14 protein-coding genes are annotated in these 18433 nt (G+C 66.2%); 13 read left to right on the top strand and 1 reads right to left on the bottom strand.

Annotated elements, in window-relative coordinates; all coding sequences use genetic code 11:
* The first annotated feature begins 1 nt into the window (after position 1).
* From BJP32_RS11410 to BJP32_RS11425, 4 genes are all read left to right on the top strand, one after another.
* Positions 2-1123, top strand: a complete 1122-nt coding sequence (locus BJP32_RS11410) for an osmoprotectant NAGGN system M42 family peptidase (protein WP_198398644.1) — start codon at positions 2-4, stop codon at positions 1121-1123.
* A gap of 123 nt (positions 1124-1246) precedes the next feature.
* Positions 1247-1471 carry a hypothetical protein gene (locus tag BJP32_RS11415; protein ID WP_076224132.1) on the top strand — a complete coding sequence of 75 codons (225 nt, stop codon included), beginning with the start codon at positions 1247-1249 and terminating at the stop codon, positions 1469-1471.
* Positions 1468-1884, top strand: a complete 417-nt coding sequence (locus BJP32_RS11420) for a DUF2231 domain-containing protein (protein WP_076224134.1) — start codon at positions 1468-1470, stop codon at positions 1882-1884. The genes BJP32_RS11415 and BJP32_RS11420 overlap by 4 nt, the downstream gene beginning before the upstream one ends.
* Positions 1881-3200: a sorbosone dehydrogenase family protein gene (locus tag BJP32_RS11425; RefSeq protein ID WP_076224135.1), complete on the top strand. Its 1320-nt coding sequence runs from the start codon at positions 1881-1883 to the stop codon at positions 3198-3200. The genes BJP32_RS11420 and BJP32_RS11425 overlap by 4 nt, the downstream gene beginning before the upstream one ends.
* Positions 3201-3616: 416 nt before the next feature.
* Here the strand turns inward: BJP32_RS11425 and BJP32_RS11430 are convergent, their stop codons facing one another.
* Positions 3617-3937, bottom strand: coding sequence for a hypothetical protein (locus BJP32_RS11430; RefSeq protein WP_076224137.1), 321 nt, complete (start codon positions 3935-3937; stop codon positions 3617-3619).
* Between the two features lie 303 nt (positions 3938-4240).
* Between BJP32_RS11430 and BJP32_RS11435 the strand changes: the two genes are divergently transcribed.
* The 9 genes from BJP32_RS11435 to BJP32_RS11475 all read left to right on the top strand — a co-directional run bounded on the left by BJP32_RS11435 (position 4241) and on the right by BJP32_RS11475 (position 18377).
* Entirely contained in the window at positions 4241-4981 is a 741-nt protein-coding gene (locus BJP32_RS11435; protein WP_076224138.1) for a FadR/GntR family transcriptional regulator, read from the top strand.
* 135 nt (positions 4982-5116) lie between these two features.
* Entirely contained in the window at positions 5117-7276 is a 2160-nt protein-coding gene (locus tag BJP32_RS11440) for a polysaccharide lyase 6 family protein (RefSeq protein WP_076224140.1), read from the top strand.
* Positions 7276-9483 (top strand): alginate lyase family protein, encoded by a 2208-nt coding sequence (locus tag BJP32_RS11445; RefSeq protein ID WP_083673973.1) that lies wholly within the window; start codon positions 7276-7278, stop codon positions 9481-9483. The genes BJP32_RS11440 and BJP32_RS11445 overlap by 1 nt, the downstream gene beginning before the upstream one ends.
* Positions 9484-9530: 47 nt before the next feature.
* Positions 9531-10817 (top strand): MFS transporter, encoded by a 1287-nt coding sequence (locus BJP32_RS11450; protein WP_076224143.1) that lies wholly within the window; start codon positions 9531-9533, stop codon positions 10815-10817.
* Between the two features lie 43 nt (positions 10818-10860).
* Complete coding sequence (locus BJP32_RS11455) at positions 10861-11613, top strand: SDR family NAD(P)-dependent oxidoreductase (protein WP_076224144.1); 753 nt, start codon at positions 10861-10863, stop codon at positions 11611-11613.
* 15 nt (positions 11614-11628) lie between these two features.
* Positions 11629-12873: a GDSL-type esterase/lipase family protein gene (locus tag BJP32_RS11460; RefSeq protein ID WP_076224146.1), complete on the top strand. Its 1245-nt coding sequence runs from the start codon at positions 11629-11631 to the stop codon at positions 12871-12873.
* 1 nt (position 12874) lies between these two features.
* On the top strand, positions 12875-14089 hold the full coding sequence (locus BJP32_RS11465; protein ID WP_076224147.1) for a GDSL-type esterase/lipase family protein: 1215 nt from the start codon (positions 12875-12877) through the stop codon (positions 14087-14089).
* A gap of 2 nt (positions 14090-14091) precedes the next feature.
* Positions 14092-15195 carry a sugar kinase gene (locus tag BJP32_RS11470; protein WP_198935285.1) on the top strand — a complete coding sequence of 368 codons (1104 nt, stop codon included), beginning with the start codon at positions 14092-14094 and terminating at the stop codon, positions 15193-15195.
* A gap of 218 nt (positions 15196-15413) precedes the next feature.
* The gene (locus BJP32_RS11475) at positions 15414-18377 is read left to right on the top strand and encodes a TonB-dependent receptor (RefSeq protein WP_233126818.1); all 2964 of its coding nucleotides are present in this window, start codon (positions 15414-15416) and stop codon (positions 18375-18377) included.
* Positions 18378-18433 lie beyond the last annotated feature (56 nt).

Here is an 18433-nt window from a genome sequence, read left to right on the forward strand (position 1 = left end):
CGTGCCCCCTCCGAAAATCGACCTCGATTATTTGAACACCCGTCTGGAAGAACTGCTGAACCTGCCCAGTCCGACAGGATACACGGACGAAGCCGTCTGGGCCCTGTGTCGCGAGTTGGAGCGGCTGGGTCTCGAGTACGAACTGACGCGACGCGGCGCGATCCGCGCGCGCCTGTCAGGGCGCGAGGCGCGTCCGGCGCGCGCTGTCGTCGCCCATGTCGACACCCTCGGCGCCCAGGTGAAGGCGGTGAAGGAGAACGGCCGGCTTGAGCTTGTTCCGATCGGCCACTGGTCGTCACGCTTCGCCGAGGGCGCGCGTTGCACCGTCTTCTCGGAAGGCGGCGCCTATCGCGGAACGATCCTGCCTCTGAAGGCGTCGGGCCACACGTTCAACGAGGAGGTGGATGCTCAGCCGGTCAACTGGCGTCAGGTCGAGTTGCGGATCGACGCCGTGACCCATGGTCGGGCCGACACCCTGGCCTTGGGCGTGGACGTCGGCGACATCATCTCTATCGACGCCCAGCCCGAGTTCACCGACAGCGGCTTCATCGTCTCCCGCCATCTGGACGACAAGGCGGGGGTGGCGGTGATGTTGGCGGCGCTGGAATGCCTCTTGCGCGAGAAACGCACCCCGACGGTCGACACCTGGTGGCTGTTCACCATCGCCGAGGAGGTGGGTGTGGGGGCGTCCTCCGTGCTTGTGCCGGATGTGGCGTCGATGGTCACGGTCGACAACGGCACGACCGCACCAGGTCAGAACTCGTCCGAGTTCGGCGTCACCATCGCCATGGCGGATCAGACCGGACCCTTTGATTGGCACCTTACCCGGAAGCTGGTTCAACTGGCGCGAGATCACCGCATTCCGCATCAGAAAGACGTGTTCCGCTACTATCGGTCCGATTCCGCTTCTGCGCTGGAATCCGGCGCCGACATTCGCACGGCCTTGGTGACGTTCGGCGTGGACGCCAGCCACGGCTATGAACGCATACATCACAGCGCTCTGGTCGATCTGGCTTGCCTTCTGATCGCCTATGCCCAGAGCGAGGTGGAAATCGAACGGGACTCGCGTCCGCTGACCGGGGTCAGGGGTTTCACGCATCAGCCCGTCGTCTCGACGAGCTGACGTTGCGTCGGACGCATGACCGAGGTTTCGTGCCTGCTGTGAATCCGTCCCCCGCCTGCGTCATATCGTGCAGGCTTGGAACCGCATGGGTTGGGGCCGATTGGGTCAGGCCAAGGAGGAGCCATGAATCAGACCCATGTCATCGAACGAGCTTTCGAAATCGCCGAGCAAGACCAGGCGTGTCTTAAGGTCAGCGACGTGCGTGAGGCGCTTGCCCGGGAAGGCTATACGATCAGCGACCTGATGCATCTCGAAGGCTGGAGCATCCGTGAACAGCTGAGAGGGCGAATAAGGGCGCGCGGCGCCGTCGCGGTCCGTCGCGTCGAACTGGCTGAGAGCCAGCCGTGATCGGAACAGCTGGCTTGGGCCGGGCCATCCAGGGACTGATCCTGAGTTTTCCGGTCGCCCTGTTCAGCCTCGGGACCGCGACGGATGCAGCCTATCTCCGGACCGCGCAGATGCAGTGGAGCAACTTCTCTTCATGGGCGATCGTCGGCGGTCTGGTCTTCGGCGGGGCGGCTTTCGTATGGAGCCTGATCGACTTGGCCTGGGGCCGTCGTGGCGCCTTGCGGCTTTGGTACAGCGGCGTCCTAGGCGCGCTGTCCCTGATCAGCCTTGCGAACGCGTTCAAGCATAGTCAGGACGGATGGAGCTCCGTGGGCGCGCTCGGCGTCACCCTGTCCGGCCTGTGCTGCGCTCTGGCCCTGCTTGCAGGCTGGCTGCGCTATTCCGGGATGCTGGACGAGGAGGCTAGCCGATGATCCGCAGCAACCTTCTTCTGTACGGAGCCTTGGGCGGCGCCGTGGCTTTGGCTGCATGCGGTCGAAGCGAAAAAGGAATCAATGAAGTCGGGCCGGCGCCCGACTTGCCGGAGATCAGGGAAACCCTGCTGCCCCCAATGCGTATCGCCCGGCCCGTAGGATGGGGCGATGAGACGCCGCGCGCCCCCGAAGGCTTCGTGGTGACGGCCCTCGCTACGGACCTGCGTATTCCGCGTCAGATGCTGGTCTTGCCTAACGGCGACATCCTCGTGGCCGAGGGGCGGGGAGGCGGCGCGCCGGCCTTGAGGCCGAAGGACGTTATCGCAGGGGTCATCAAGAGGCAGGGCAACACGAAGGTCGAGGGCGGGGATCGTGTCACGCTGTTGCGCGACGCCGATAACGACGGCCGCGCCGAAGTCCGCACGGTCTTCATCGACGGTCTCAATGCGCCCTATGGCCTGGCCCATGTCGACGGCCGCATCTATGTGGCCGAGCAGGACGCCCTGGTCAGCTTCCCCTATGTCGAAGGGCAGACCCGGATCGCGGCCTCCCCTGAAGAGGTGACGCGCCTGCCGTCCGCCCTCAATCATCACTGGACCAAGGCCCTGACCGCCAACGCGGATGGATCTACCCTCTACGTCGGCATCGGCTCCAACAGCAATGCGGGCGAGCGTGGTATGGCCGTGGAGGAGGAGCGGGCGGTCGTCTGGGCTGTCGATCGGGCCACGGGCGCGCGCCGGACCATCGCCCGCGGCATCCGCAATCCCACCGCCCTGGCGATCGAGCCGTCGAGCGCCGCCCTCTGGGCCGTAGTGAACGAAAGAGATGAAATCGGACCTCAGCTCGTTCCGGATTATCTGACCTCAGTCCGCGACGGCGCCTTCTACGGCTGGCCATACAGCTATTGGGGACAGAATATCGACCCGCGCGTACGGCCTCAGAAGCCCGAACTGGTGGCCGCGGCGGTGAAGCCGGATTACGCCCTGGGGGCCCATGTGGCGGCTCTCGGTCTCTCGTTCGCTCGCGACGGCGGCTTCGGCGGCGCCTTCGCCGAAGGCGCCTTCATCGGACAGCATGGGAGCTGGAATCGCCAGGATCTGGCGGGCTACAAGGTGGCCTGGGTGCCGTTCTCAGGCGGTCAACCGGCCGGTGCGCCGGTCGACTTCCTGACAGGCTTTTTGACGGACGAGGGCGAAGCCCGTGGCCGTCCCGTGGGCGTCTGGTTCGATCCCCAACGTCGAATTCTGCTAGTGGCCGACGACCTGTCCAATACGGTTTGGCGCGTCGCTCCAACCGGAGCCGCTCCCGGGCGATAGATGCGCCTGGACATTCTAGCTGGGCCTCGGCGGTTTCGAGTCGCTTCAGCACATGCGGCGCGCATCCTCACACCGGCTACGGATTGTCTGCAGTTCCGCCTCGCGGCACAGGTAGCCACGATTGGTTTGGACATCGCGAAGTCGGTGTTTCAGATGCACGGCGTCGATGCTGAGCGCGGCGTCGTCATTCGACAGAAGCTGACGCGAGCGCGGCTGCTGAAGTTCTTCGAAAGCTATCCCCTGTATGGTCGGGATCCAGCTTCGCGGAAGGCAATATAACCAGCGATCATGCGGTACCGCACCACCAGGTTGCACACATGGCCGCACCAACCAGGCTCAGCAGAACGTCAGATCAACCCTTGCCAACGGGGAGCCGTCCAGACATGGCAGCATTGCTGACCGTTCCTAGGCGGTCGTCATAGGGTGCCGAGATTCAGCGCCTTCGGGCTATGCAGGTATGTCCATTGTGCTGCTGATGCTATGGCTCGCGTTGCGAGCTTCCGTAGCCCAAGCTTAAAAGCCCCGACGGCATACGCTTCGGGGCTTTCTGCTGTCTGCGCCTGATCCAGCGCCAACAGCAGCGCCAGATTGTCGTGCCACTTGGAATTGGCTCGGGCCTTCCAGCGGAATGAGGTCTGCCGGTCGATCAACTGACGCAGTTCGGTGCGCACCTCTTCGCCGTCATCGTCCTCAATGGCGTGGTGAATTCCCAGGCTACTCGGGTGGAGTTGGATCAAGGATGGGGCGCGTCGATCACCAAGAGGACTCGAATTTTGCTTCGGCGGGCTTTCTAGCGAGGCGCTGATCGTCTCAGTCTGTTTGTGAGGCAGCCGGGGCTCTGCGCTTTGATTTGTGCGTCGCTTCGCGAAAGATCGTTAACCACCAATTCGTGCAAAAGCGGCGTTTAAAGCGCATGGATTTTATGGCTTCGAAGCAATCGAACAAACGACATGTGATCTGAGGCGTGTCGGAAGGGGGAGAGCGCGGCGGACACGTTAGACCGATTGGCCTGACGCTTCGGTTCCTCTAGACTGGATATCATGAGTCAAAAACGCCTCTTCCACGCGGTCGCCGACCAGATTCTCCAGCTCATCGCCGACGAGGGGTATGGGCCTGGCTCCAAGCTGCCCGGCGAGCGCGAATTGGCCGAACGTTTCGGCGTTAGTCGCGTCACTGTGCGTGAGGCGGAGGTGGCGCTGCAAGCGCAGGGCAAGCTGGCGATCAAGACAGGGTCAGGCGTCTTCGTCTGTTCGGCGCCGCAACCAGCCGGCGTTTTGCCTGCGGTCAGTCCTTTTGAAGTCACCGAGGCGCGCTCTCTGTTCGAGTCGGAGGCCGCCGCCTTGGCGGCGTCGGTTATTACGGAGGAGGCTCTGGCGCGGCTGGACGAACTGGTCGCGGCCATGGGCGGGACCGATCCTGAACTGGATCCCGACGCCGCTGACCGCGAGTTTCATCGTGTGATTGCGGCTTCGGCCAATAACGCAGCTGTGTTGCACACCATTGAGACGCTGTGGCGGATGCGGACGGAGGTCCCAGAGGTCAGCGCTGCGCATCAGGCGGTGTGCGAGATCGATGCTTCGTCGCGGGTGGAGGAGCATGCCGCCATTCTCAATGCCCTGAAGGCGCGTGATCCGGCGGGGGCGCGGCGCGCCATGCGGACCCACTTCAACCGTCTGCTGGCGGCCATGCTGGACGCCAGCGCCGCCTCGGCGCTTGAGGCCCTGGAGCGTCAGATGGCGGCTAGCCGAGAACGGTTCCTGATTAGCACGCATTCAGTTTAGACCAATTGGTCTAGATTTTAGTTCTTTTTCTTGCGACCAAGAGGTTGCCATTGGCGGCCTGACTGATAGCTTTCTCCTGCGGATGCGAAACCGCGAACAAGTCTGCGCCAAAGCGGGCCGGAGGGGGAGGCGATCATGCTGTCGAGATTGGCGCTTGCGGCCGCCCTGCTGTGGGCGGGGGCGGCGACCGCCCAGACAACGACTCTGGTGGCGACCCCGGCGGAATATCAGAGGGTTCTGCGCGACGTTAAGCCTGGCGACGTGATTGTCCTGAAAGACGGGGTGTGGCGCGACTTTCAGATACTGTTCGAGGCTGAGGGACAGGCTGGCCAACCGATCACCTTGACTGCTCAGACGCCGGGCGGGGTGGTGCTGTCGGGCCAGTCCAACCTCAGGCTGGCGGGGCGCCAACTGGTGGTGTCCGACCTGGTCTTTCGCGACGGCTGGTCGCCGACGGGGGAGGTGGTGTCCTTCCGTCGCTCCAAGGAACATCGCGCTGTCGAAAGCCGAGTCACCGGACTGGTGATCGACGGCTACAACAAGCCCGATCGGGCTACGTCAGACAACTGGGTGGCGCTGTATGGGCGCGACAACCGGTTCGATCACAACCATCTGACCGGCAAGAACAATGTCGGGACCACCCTGGTCGTCGTTCGTGACGAGCAGCAGGGGCTCGATAACCGCCACCGTATCGACCACAACTACTTCGGCCCGCGCCCTAACCTGGGGTCTAACGGCGGCGAGACCCTTCGCGTCGGCACCAGCGCCGACTCCCTGTCGGCCTCCAACACCGTGGTCGAGAACAACTGGTTCGAGGGGGCAGACGGCGAGGTCGAGATCGTCTCGAACAAGTCGGGCGGCAACACCTATCGCGGCAACGTCTTCTACCACTCGCGTGGGTCGATGGTTCTGCGCCATGGCGATGGAAACCTGGTCGAGAACAATGTCTTCATCGGCGGAGGCAAGCCTCACACCGGCGGAATCCGCGTCATCAACCGCAATCAGACGGTGCGGAACAATTACATGGAGGGGATCACCGGAGACGGCTTCACCGCCGCGCTGAGCGTGATGCACGGCGTTCCGGATTCCCCCATCAACCGCTACCACCAGGTCGTGGGCGCGGTGATCGAGAACAACACCATCATCGACGCGCGCAGCCTCTTCCTGGGCGCGGGTATGGACACCGAGCGCTCGGCCCCGCCGATCGGCAGCCGCTTTGCGCGCAACCTGATCGTCAACCCGGACGGGCGCGAGCCGATGCGCATGCTGGGCGACCTGTCGGGCGTCGCGTTTACGGACAACGTCCAGGCGCGTGATGTCGCCATGGTGCGCGGCGTCAACGGCTTGCTGATCCCCGTGACTCCTCAAGGCGCCGGCGCCTCGCCTGATCTCGTCATGACCCCTCGCGCCGAGACGGGCGTGGCTTGGTACCCCAAGGATGTACAGGCCGTACGCCTGGACCAGGGCGCCGAGATCGCGGTCGAACCGACTGAAGGCGCGCTGGAGGCCGCCGTTGCTGCGGCCCGTCCGGGCGATGTGCTGGTGCTGGCGCCGGGCCGCTATTCAGTCGACCGGACGCTGACGATCAGAGCGCCGCTGACGGTGCGCGGGTCGGGTCAGGGGCGGGTCGAGATCGCCTTCTCTCGACCTTCGCTGTTCGAGGTGGTCAAGGGCGGTTCGCTGAAGCTGGCCGGTCTGACGATAACGGGCGCCGACGCGCCGGACGAGACCGGCAACGCCGTGATCCGCGTCGCGCCGGGCTCCAGCGCGGCCAACTTCGACCTGGTGCTGGAAGGCGTCGAGGTCCGCGACCTGACGGTCAATCGCGGCTTCAGCGTGATCGCCCTGGGCAAGGGCGTCATGGCCGATCGCGTGCTGCTGCGCGACGTGCGGGTGGACAACATCACCGGCTCGGTGATCTCGGCCGCCGCCGAGACGGACGACCGGGGCACCTACAACGCCGAACTGGTGCAGATCGAAGGCGGCGCCTTCAGCCGCATCGGCGGTCCGGTCGTCGACCTCTATCGCGGCGGCACGGACGAGAGCACCTTCGGGCCGCGCCTGGTGATCAAGGGGGCGAGCTTCGAGCGGGTCGGCTCGGCCGAACGGCCGTCGATCCTGATGCGAGGCGTCCAGCACGCCGAACTGGTCGACAACACCCTCACCGACAGCGGCGCGATCGGCTTCTCCCACCGCGTCGGCGAGCCCGTGCTGGCGGTGGCCGGGAACCGCCTGGTCCGCACGCCCGAGATGCAAACCGACATCGCGCCCACCGCGGCGACGGAGGAATACTGATGCTGCGCGCCCTGCCTCTGACCGCTCTTCTTCTCGCCAGCAGCGCCCTGAGCGCCCAGGCGGCGACCGCGCCTGTCGCGCAAGTCTCGGCGTCGGCCGAGACCGCGCCGGTGCTGACCACGTCTCAGGAGTGGCGGCGGATGGCCGAGGCGGGGTCCGCCTATCCGCTGTTCGCCGTCGAGCGCGAGCGGGTCGAAGGCCTGGTCCGCGCCGCCATGGCCCAGGGCGTGAACGTGCCCACGCCGCGCGATCCCGGCGGCGGCTACACCCACGAGCAGCACAAGCGGAACTATCAGGCCATCTACAACGCCGGGGCCCTGTATCGCCTGACTGGCGACAAGGCCTACGCCGACTTCGCCCGCGACCTGCTGCTGGAATACGCCAAACTGTACCCGACGCTGGGCGCCCACCCGGCGGGGCGAGGGCAGATTCCGGGCCGTCTGTTCTGGCAGACGCTGAACGATTCGGTCTGGCTGGTCTATTCGATCCAGGGCTATGACGCGATCCGCGAGGCCCTGACGCCCGAGGAGCGCCGCCGCATCGACGACGACGTCTTCCGTCGCATGGCTAGCTTCCTGTCCTCGGAGACGCCCGAGAACTTCGAGCGCATCCACAACCACGCCACCTGGGCCGTCGCCGGCGTCGGCATGACCGGCTATGTGCTGCGCGACCGCGACCTGTCCGACCAGGCGCTGAACGGGCTGAAGAAGGACGGCTCGGCCGGCTTCCTGACCCAGATCGACCAGCTCTTCTCGCCCGACGGCTATTACGAAGAGGGGCCCTATTATCAGCGCTACGCTCTGGCGCCCTTCATTATCTTCGCGGGGGCAATCGATCGGAACGAGCCGGGACGCGGCATCTTCCAGCGTCGTGACGGGGTGCTGCTCAAGGCCGTGGATACGCTGATCCAGTCCAGCTACGGCGGCTATTTCATCCCGATCAACGACGCCATCCTCGACAAGGGGCTGGACACCGAGGAGCTCGTGACGGGCGTGGCCTCCGTCTATGCGCGCACTCAGGACGCGGGGCTGTTGTCCATCGCGCAGCGGCAGGGGCGCACCCTCCTGTCGCCCGAAGGTCTGAAGGTGGCCGAGGCGGCGGCCTCGGGCGCGGCGCGACCTTACGCCTTCCGTTCGGTGTTGCTGAGCGACGGCCCCGACGGGACGCGGGGCGGGCTGGCCATTATCCGTGCTGGCGGCGAAGACGGTCAGGCCTTGGTCCAGAAGGCGACCGCCATGGGCATGGGCCACGGACATTTCGACAAGCTGAACTGGCTCTTCTACGACAACGGCCAGACGGTGGTGACCGACTACGGCGCCGCGCGCTTCCTCAATATCGAGGCCAAGGCGGGCGGCATCTACCTGCCCGAGAACAACAGCTGGGCCAAGGCTACGGTGGCCCACAACACCCTGGTGGTGAACGAGCGCAACCAGTTCGGCGGCCAGTGGCAGACGGGCGAGGATCACCCGCCTCAAGTCCTCTTCTTCGACAGGGCCGAGGGGACGCAGATCGTCTCGGCGCGCCAGACAGAGGCCTATGACGGGGTGACCTTCACGCGCACCCAGGCCCTGGTCGAGCATCCTGAACTGGAGCGGCCGGTCGTCATCGACCTGCTGCGCGTCTCCGGCGAGCGCCCGGCGCGCTACGACCTGCCGCTGCACTATAACGGCCACATCATGAAGCTGGGCTTCGAGGCCGAACGCATGGTGGCGGACCGCCCCGTCCTCGGCGCGGCCGACGGCTATCAGCACCTGTGGGTCGACGCCGTCTCCCAGCCGTCGAGGGACAGCCGCAGCCTGACCTGGTTGTTGGACGGCCGCTTCTATACCTGGCGTTTCGCCACGAGCGTCCCGGCCCAGGCCATCCTGGCCGAGAGCGGCGCCAACGACCCGAACTTCAACCTGCGCCGCGAGCCGGCTCTGATCCTGCGGGCCGATGGCCAGAAGGACGCGACCTTCGTCGGCGTGCTGGAGCCGCACGGCCGCTACGACGGCCGGGCCGAGACCGTGGTCGGCGCCGACAGCGCCATCCGTGACCTGAGCAGCGTGCGGGGCGCCGACGCCGAGGTGGTCGTCGTGACGCTCGCCTCGGGCAAGACGGTGGTTCTGGGCGTCGCCGACGATCCGTCGCCCCGCGCCGCCCACGCCGTCACAGCGAACGGCCGGACCTGGCGGTGGACCGGGGCCTGGGCGCGACTGGATCAATAGAGAGGCCGGCGCCGCGCGCGACCGGCCCGACAAGGGGAGGACCAGACATGCAAAAGAGATCCGCCGTCCGGTGGGCCATCATCGCCATGATCGCCGTGGCCACGGTGATCAACTACATCGATCGCAACGCCCTGGCGGTGATGTGGCCCGAGATCGCCGGCGAGATCGGCGCGACCAAGGAGGATTACGCCCTCCTGGTCACCATCTTCATGCTCTTCTATGCGGCGGGCCAGTTCGCCTTCGGGCGGCTGTTCGACCGCATCGGCACGCGCCTGGGTTTTGCCTGGTCGATCGGCCTGTGGTCGATTTCGATCGCCCTGCACGCCACCGCCAGCAGCATCGCCTCCTTCGGCATCTTCCGCGCCATGCTGGGCGTCAGCGAGGCCGGCGCCTGGCCCGGTGCGGTCAAGGCCAACGCCGAGTGGTTCCCGCCCAAGGAGCGCGCCTTCGCCCAGGGCATCTTTAACGCCGGGGCCTCGATCGGGGCTATCGTCTCGGCGCCGCTGATCGCCTTGCTCTTCCTGTCGCTGGGTTGGAAGGGCACCTTCCTGCTGATCGGCGCCCTGGGCTTCATCTGGGTGCTGCCCTGGCTGGTGATCTATCGCGCGGGGCCGGACAAGCACCCTTGGGTCAATGCCGCCGAGCGCGCCTTGATCCTGGATGCTCCGGCTGAAACGGTTGCGACGCTTGAGGCCGAACCGGCCAAGGCCCCCAGCCTGAAGCAGATGATGTCGCACCGGCAGAGCTGGGGCATCGTCCTGGCCCGCTTCTTCCTCGATCCGATCTGGTGGCTGTTCGTCTCCTGGCTGCCGATCTATCTGGCTGAGACCTTCTCCTTCGACATCAAGCAGATCGGCATCTTCGCTTGGGTGCCCTTCGTCGGGGCCATGCTGGGCAGCCTGTTCGGCGGCTGGCTGTCGGGGCGTCTGATCGCTTCGGGCCGCTCGGTCGACCGCGCTCGCAAATGGGTCATCACCCTGGGTTGCGTGATCATGGCGCCGGCCCTGCTGGGCGCCGTTCTCGCCAATGATCCCACCGTGGCCGTGCTGACCATCGCCGCCGTCCTGTTCGGCTTCCAGGTCGCCATCGGCAACATCCAGACGCTGCCGGGCGACGTCTTCCACGGCAAGTCGGTCGGCTCTTTGGCGGGCGTCGGCGGCATGGCCGCCGTGGCCGGAACCCTGATCACCACCTGGCTGGTGCCGGTCATGACCAAGGTCTCTTACGCCCCGATCTTCATCCTCGTGGCCGCGCTCGTGCCGCTGTGCCTGGTCGCGATCTGGGTCGTGACCGGCCGGATCGAGAAGGTCGACGTCCCGTCGGCGCGCGGCTGATCCCCCTTCACTCATCACTTTGCTTTCAAGGATTAAGAGCGAGATGAAACTCAACAACAAGGTGGCCATCGTCACGGGCGGCGGGCGCGACATCGGACGCGAGGTGTCGCTGAAGCTGGCCGCCGAAGGCGCCAAGGTCGTGGTCAACTACGCCAACGACGCCGCCAGCGCGGAAGAGACGCTGCACATGATCGAGGCGGCGGGCGGAACCGCGGTGCTGCACCGCGCCGACGTCACCACGCCCGAGGGCGTCGACGGCCTTGTGTCGGCCGCCCAGGCTGCGTTCGGCCCCGGCGTGGACATCCTGGTCAACACGGCCGGCGGCATGGTGGCGCGCAAGCCGCTGCTGGAGATCGACGACGCCTTCTACGACGCCGTCATGGATGTGAACTTCCGCTCGACCTTCCTGACGACGCGGGCGGTCGTGCCGCACATGTCTTCAGGCGCGGCCATCGTGAACTTCGCTTCTCAGGCTGGGCGTGACGGCGGCGGCCCCGGCGCGTCGCTCTATGCGGCGTCCAAGGCGGCGGTCATGACCTTCACCCGCGCGATGGCCAAGGAGTTGGGCCCCAAGGGAATCCGCGTCAACGCCCTGTGCTGCGGCATGATCTCGACCCGTTTCCACGACGATTTCACCAAGCCCGAGGTGCGCCAGGCCGTGGCCAACGGCACGCCGCTGCGTCGCGAAGGTCGCCCGCAGGAAGCCGCCGACGTCGCCGTCTTCCTGGCGTCGGACGCTGCTAGCTTCATGACCGGCGCCAACGTCGACGTGAACGGCGGAACCTACTTCTCCTAAGGCGCGAGGCGAGCGATGGCGGGCAATCCCTTCTCACGACGCAGAGTCGCGCGGCGGTCCCTGGCGGCCCTGGCCGCCGGTCTGTGCGTGACGCTGACGGCGCCCGTCGTCGCGATGGCTCAGGTCTGGGTTCCCGCCTGGCTCGCTTCGCCCATGCCCTGGCGGAACGAGGCCGCCGCCAATGGCGCGCCGCCGCTGCTGACTGACGTCACCCTGCGCCAGGATATGCTGATGGCGACGGCGGCGTCGGCGGTGCGCGTCCGTTTCAGCAATGAACTGAGCGGGACGCCGCTGGTCATCGGCCGGGCCGAGGCGGGGCTGAAGGGCGGGGCCGCCCAGCCCCTGCGCTTCGACGGCGCGGTCCGTGTGGTTATTCCGCCGGGCGGCTTCGCGCTCAGCGATCCGCTGGCCGTGGCCGTCCCCGCTTATGTCGAATTGACGGTCAGCGCCTATCTGCCCGAGGAGACGCGGCCCGCTGTCCGGCTCGGCCCCGTGCGGATCGCTGCAGGGGACGCCGCACCTGCAGACGACGCGCCGCTGTTGCGTGGGCAGAGCGTGGTCTCGGCCGTGCTGGCCGAGCGGCCGACGGCGCCCGCCGCCGTCATCGTCGCCGTCGGGGATTCCATCACCGAGGGCGGGTCGACCACCCTGGGCGCCCACCGCGCCTGGCCGCACCAGTTGGGCCGCCGCCTGGAAGCGGCCTGCCCCGGCGCCTTCGTGGTGGTGAACGCGGGGATCGGCGGCAACATGGTGGCCTCGGACGGCCGCTCGCCCTCGCTCGTGTCGCGCCTGGAGCGCGACGTTCTGGCCATGCCGGGCGTCACCCATGTGGTGCTGATGGCCGGCCTCAACGACGTACGCCAGAAAGGCCCCGCGCGCGATCGCCCCGGCGCTGGCGTGGACGAGGTCGCCACCGGATATCGACAGGCCGCACAGGCGCTGCAGTCCCGTCACATCAAGGTCGTCGGCGGGGTGCTGACGCCCATCCTGGCCTCGCCCGTGGCCGAGCCCGCCATCCCCGGCCCGACGACCGACGACAAGCGCCGCTCGCTCAACGCCCTGATCCGCCACGGCGACATCTTCGACGGCGTCATCGATTTCGAGACGGCGCTGGACGATCCCGCCCGACCTGGCCGCATCCGTCCCGGCGCGCATCGGGAGGACGGCTACCACCCCAATGACGAAGGCCACCGCCTGATGGCCGAGGCGGTCGACCCCGCAGTCTTCGCCCCTAGTCCCTGTTCTGTCTCAAGGCCCTGACATGACCCGTTCGATCCCTGTCCAGCCTTCCGCCGCCGGGCGCCGCCGCGCGGCCGTTCTGGCCCTCGCCCTCGCCGGCGCCGCCTGGGGCGCGGCGGGCGCGGCCGCGGCCCAGGCGTGGAGCCCGGTCTGGACCGCCTCGCCCGCGCCCGACCGCAAGGACGGCACGCCCGAGGCCCCCGTGCAGTTCGCGGGGCAGACCGTCCGCCAGGACATGCGTCTGGGCGCCTCGGTGCGCGCGTTGCGGCTGCGCGTCAGCAACGAACTGGGCGATGCGCCGCTGCGCGTGGCCGACATTCGGCTGGGCCGGGAAGGCGAAACTGAAATGGCGCCGGTTCTGTTCGACGGGCGCGACGAAGCGGTGATCCCGGTCGGCTCCGTCCTGATCAGTGATCCCGTGGCGCTGGAGGCGCCGGCCTTTTCGCAGGTGTCGGTCAGTCTGCATTTCCCCGAGCCGACCCGCCCCGCCGTGCGCCGCACGGTCGTGCGGATAGGGCAGGGCGATGCGACGCCCGGCGACGCGGTCGCCCTGGATTACCGCCAGAACGTGATCTCCGCCGTCTATGGCGAACGCGAGACGGCGCCGACGGTGGTGGCGGCGTTCGGCGACTCCATCACCGAGGGCGCGACCGCCACCCTGGGCGCCGAGCGCGACTGGCCCAGCGTCCTGGCGCGCCGCTTCGAGGCGACCTGCCCGGGGCGGTTCGTCGTGCTGAATCAGGGGATCAGCGGCAACAAGCTGCTGGACCACGGCCGGTCTCATTCGGGCCTGGCGCGTCTGGACCGCGACCTCCTGGCCCTGCCGCAGATCGACTACGTCATCCTGCTGGAAGGCATCAACGACATCCGGCACGGGGGCGACCCCGCCAAGCCGGGACGCAACGCGGCGGACATGATCCAGGGCTATCGCCAGCTGATCGCCCGCCTGCACGATCACGGGGTGAAGGCTGTCGCCGGCACCTTGACGCCGTTCAAGGGATCGGAGCGCTATGACGCCCCGTCGTCCGAGGCGCGCCGGACTCTCAACGCCTTCATCCGCGACGGCGGCGCCTTCGACGGGGTCGTGGACTTCGATGCGGCCGTCCGCGATCCGGCGGATCCAGAGGCCTTTCGGGCGGAGGCCGCTCGTCCCGACATGCTGCACCCCAATGATGAGGGGTATCGGTTGATGGCCGAAGCCGTCGATCTGTCGTTGTTCGGGTGCGACGCGCAATGAACGTGGCGAAGCATTCATGGGCGTTGTCTGACGGCGGCGACAAGCGATGGGATCTGGCGGCTCTCGGCGAAGTGATGCTGCGCCTGGATCCGGGCGAGGGGCGGATCCGCAGCGCCCGCGCCTTCGACGTCTGGGAGGGCGGCGGCGAGTACAATGTCGCGCGCGGGCTCAGCCGGACCTTCCGGCGGCCGACGGCGGTCCTGACGGCTCTGCCGCGCAATCCCCTGGGCGTGCTGACCGAAAGCCTGATCGCCCAGGCGCGCGTGGATGTCGGCGCCATCGTCTGGCGCGACTACGACGGCGTCGGGCGCGAGGCGCGGATGGGCCTCAACTTCACCGAGCGAGGCTTCGGCGTCCGCCCGCCCCAGGGGGTATCCGACCGGGCGTACTCGGCGGCCTCGGCGCTCGACCCGCAGGCGTTCGACTGGGAGGATGTCCTGGGCGCTAGCGGTGCGCGCTGGCTGCATACCGGCGGGGTTTTTGCGGCGCTGTCGGCTGACACCGCGCAGACCGCCCTGACGGCTGTGCGCGAGGCGCGGCGTCTCGGCGTCACCGTGTCCTACGACCTCAACTATCGTGAAAGTCTGTGGCGCAGCCATCCGGACGCGGAAGCCCTGCGCGCGATCAATCGCGCCATTGTGGCGGAATGCGATCTGATCTTCGCGGACGATCGGGGATTGGCCGCCTGCCTCGGCCTGGTCAGCGAAGAGGTCGGGCGGCGGGCCTGGCCGACGGATGCGGGGCCGCCGTCTAAGGCGGCGCGGATGGCCTTCGACGCCTTCCCGCAACTGAGGGGCTTGGCCTACACCCTGCGCGATCCGAAGAGCGCGACCGTCAACGGTTGGCAGGGCGTCTTCCATGAGCGGGATGAGCGCTACGTCTCCATGGCCTGGCCGGACCTGGAGGTGCTGGACCGTGTCGGCGGCGGCGACGCCTTCGCCTCGGGGCTCATCCACGGCCTCATGGCGGGAGAAGACGCCCAACGGGCGGTGGAGCTGGCGGCCGCCCACGGAGCCCTGGCGATGACGACGCCCGGCGACAACGCTGAGACGGATCTGGCTGAAATCGAGGCGCTTATTCGCGGCGAACGTGGCGGAAGCCGCTGAAAGAACGGTCTGGTCTCGCTATTTTGTAGACCAATTGGTCTATTAAATTATTCTAATCTGGTCCTAAAAAAGGTTGACAGTCAGGTAAGGCCAATCCAGCGTTCGGATAATAAAAAAAGCGCACTGGGAGGCAGGCGATGAGGGAATTGGGGGATGCTGGCGTTCGAGCGAATTCCGGCAAACGACTGACAGCGATACTGCTGACGACGACGGCGCTGATGGCGGCCGCTCCGGCGTTCGCCCAAAGCGTTGAGCCGGATCAGGATGAGGCGGGGAACGCCGACGTCACTCAGGTCGATGAGATCGTCGTCACCGGCATTCGCGCGTCGCTGCAGAACGCGCTGTCGCAGAAGCGCAATGCCGACAACCTGGTCGAGGTCATCGAGGCCGAAGACATCGGCAAGCTGCCGGACCAGAATCTCGCCGAAGTGCTCGAGAACGTCACCGGCATTCAGATCACGCGCGAAGCGGGCGTCGGGCGCGGCGTGCAGATCCGCGGCACGGACGCCAACCGGGTCGAAATCAACGGCGTTTCGACGGTGGGGTCGGGCTCGGGCCGGTCGGGCATCAGCTTCGATGACCTTGCGGCCTCGATGATCAACTCGGTGCAGGTCATCAAGGTGCCGGAAGCCAAGACGATCGAAGGTTCGGTGGGCGGCACCATCAATCTGCGGACCATCCGGCCGCTGGATTTGAAGGATCCTCTGTTCGCCTTCCGCGCCCAGACTGAATACAGCGACCTGTCGGATACCTTGACCCCGCGCTACTCGGGCACGATCGGCAAGCGCTGGGACACGGACTTCGGTCAGTTCGGCCTGGTCGGCAGCTTCAGCTATGCCGAGCAGGACGTCGCCGCCTTTCGTCCACGCGTCGACCGCGATGCGATCGTCACTCCCGACTCGGGACGCCTGAGCGCCGAGGCCTTCCCCTTCATGCGCATCCAGTTCCTCAATCAGAGTCTGGAAAATTTCGAGTATGAGACCAAGAATTTCTCGGGTTCGGCGGAGTGGAAGCCCAGGGACAATCTGAAGTTCTATTTCGACATGACGCTGAACGATCAGCAGCGCGCCGAACAGAGCTCGACCGTCCAGATATCCACCATTTCGGACAACGGCGTGGTCGACAATACGACCAACACGGCGTTCGAAACCGTCAATCTGGGCAAGGTGCAGGGCCCGAACGGGACGATGGATCTGGGCTCCGTCCAGGCCGCGCTGAAGGGACTCATCCTGCCCCGGACGGACGGCAATCTTGCGCCTTATCTTCGGACGACCAGCGATACGGGCTCGCGAGTGACCGAGAGCCGCGTGTTCGCCTTGGGCGGTGAATGGGATCTCGACCGTTTGTCGCTGAGCGCCCAGGCGGCCTTGTCGACCTCGGACTCAGTCTTGCCCAGCTTCAATACGACGCTGGAATTCGTCAATCCCAACGCTCCCCAGCCGGTTCAGGGCGTGTCGCTGGCGAATGGGGTGCCCATCGAGTTCGACCTGAGCGGCGGAACGCTGCAGTTCGGCATCGCTCAGGGGCAGCTCTCGACGCCCAGCGCGGCCCAGTTGCTGGACCCCGCCAACTATCGCCTGCGTCAGGTGTCGCAAGGCCGGAGCATTCGCGAGAATGAGGAGAAGGCGTTCCGCCTGGACGCCTCCTACGCCATGGACGGCATTGTGCCTTTCATCAGTTCGATCGATGCTGGCCTGCGCTGGAACGAGACCAGCGCGCTCAATGACAACGTCACGGGCAACACCAACTTCACCAACGTCAATTCGTCCTTCTTCCGCCCCAGCGGCGACCGCTTCTCAAATCTGCTGATCGCCGGCCCGAACAATTTCAACGCGGCCGATGATCGTCGCCTATACTTCTCCGACTTCCTGATCTTGGACGGCGCCAAGGCCTTCGGCGATCCGGCCGGAACCCTGGCCGACATCAACGCCGCCATCGCCGCCAGCAACGCCGCCAACGGCTCCAATATTCCGCTGATCGGTCAGCCGACTTCGCAGGCGAGCGCCTTCTTCGAGATCACCGAAAAGACCAGCACCGCCTATCTGCAGGCCAATTTTGACGCCGAGGCGTTCGGCATCCCCATGCGCGGCAACGCCGGCGTGCGCTACGTCAGCACAGACCTCAGTTCGGTCGGGAATACGGTCGCCAGCGGCACGAACTCGAACAGGGTCGTGCACGACACCTCGTATGAATTCTGGCTGCCGCGTTTCAACCTTGTGGCCGAGCCGCGCGAGGACGTGATCATTCGCGCCGGCGTCGCTCGCGATATCCGTCGACCGGACTTCAACCGCTTGTCGTCCTCGGTGACCTTCGCCACCAGTGAAAACACTGCGGTCAATCGCGGCAACCCGAACCTGCAGCCGGAAACCGTGCTGTCGTTCGACCTGTCGGCTGAATACTATTTCGCGCCGTCCAGCCTGATCAGCCTGGGCGTCTTCCATAAAGTCCGAGACAATCTGTTCGCTAGCGTCACCGAAAGCCCGCCGGACAACGCCGTCAATGGCGTGGTGAACCGAAGCCGCGATCCGTCCTGCCCCGGCGGCGGCATCTACAACCCGATCGCCGTCATCAACGTCAATCACCCGGACAAGGGGCAGACCGGCATCTGCGTTCCGCTGACATCGACGTTCAACGTGGATGGCGAGACGACCCAGACGGGCATTGAAGCGGCCTTCCAGTACGATCTGTCCCAATGGGAGGATCGCCTCGGCTGGATGTCCGGCTTCGGCTTCATCGGCAACTTCACCTATCAGAAGACCGGCGGCAACGTTGACAGCTACCGGACCATCGGCCTGACGCGGAACACGACCCGCGACCTAGGTTTTGATCCGCTGCCCCAGGATCGCGTCGAGCTGGAGAACCTCTCCAAGTATTCCTACAATGCGACGCTCTTCTATGAACGAGGCGGGCTGAGCGCCCGGATGCGCTATACGTGGCGCTCCGATTTCATCAACACGGAAGCCTTCACCTCGGCCTTCGACGTTCCGCGCGTCAGCGATGACCGCGGCCAACTGAACGCCAGCGTCAACTATGAGATCAACAGCTGGGCGACCGTGGGTCTGGAGGCGATCAATCTGACGCGCGAAGACGCGAATGAGTACTGCATTAATGACGATGCGCTCCTTTGTTATAACGGGCTGACGGACCGCCGCATCGTCGCGGGGCTGAGCCTGCGTTTCTGAGGCAGCGCGTCTGCGTCATTGACGCCGACGGCGGACAAACCGCCATCGGTCGACGT

The sequence above is a fragment of the Brevundimonas sp. ZS04 genome (assembly GCF_001956865.1).
GTDB classification, from domain to species: Bacteria; Pseudomonadota; Alphaproteobacteria; order Caulobacterales; family Caulobacteraceae; genus Brevundimonas; species Brevundimonas diminuta.

Bases quoted from the DNA above. Each gene is read 5' to 3' on its own strand.
- BJP32_RS11455 (WP_076224144.1), top strand. From the start codon at position 10,861: ATGAAACTCAACAACAAGGTGGCCATCGTCACGGGCGGCGGGCGCGAC.
- BJP32_RS11445 (WP_083673973.1), top strand. From the start codon at position 7,276: ATGCTGCGCGCCCTGCCTCTGACCGCTCTTCTTCTCGCCAGCAGCGCC.
- BJP32_RS11475 (WP_233126818.1), top strand. From the start codon at position 15,414: ATGGCGGCCGCTCCGGCGTTCGCCCAAAGCGTTGAGCCGGATCAGGAT.
- BJP32_RS11465 (WP_076224147.1), top strand. From the start codon at position 12,875: ATGACCCGTTCGATCCCTGTCCAGCCTTCCGCCGCCGGGCGCCGCCGC.
- BJP32_RS11435 (WP_076224138.1), top strand. From the start codon at position 4,241: ATGAGTCAAAAACGCCTCTTCCACGCGGTCGCCGACCAGATTCTCCAG.
- BJP32_RS11415 (WP_076224132.1), top strand. From the start codon at position 1,247: ATGAATCAGACCCATGTCATCGAACGAGCTTTCGAAATCGCCGAGCAA.
- BJP32_RS11440 (WP_076224140.1), top strand. From the start codon at position 5,117: ATGCTGTCGAGATTGGCGCTTGCGGCCGCCCTGCTGTGGGCGGGGGCG.
- BJP32_RS11450 (WP_076224143.1), top strand. From the start codon at position 9,531: ATGCAAAAGAGATCCGCCGTCCGGTGGGCCATCATCGCCATGATCGCC.
- BJP32_RS11425 (WP_076224135.1), top strand. From the start codon at position 1,881: ATGATCCGCAGCAACCTTCTTCTGTACGGAGCCTTGGGCGGCGCCGTG.
- BJP32_RS11460 (WP_076224146.1), top strand. From the start codon at position 11,629: ATGGCGGGCAATCCCTTCTCACGACGCAGAGTCGCGCGGCGGTCCCTG.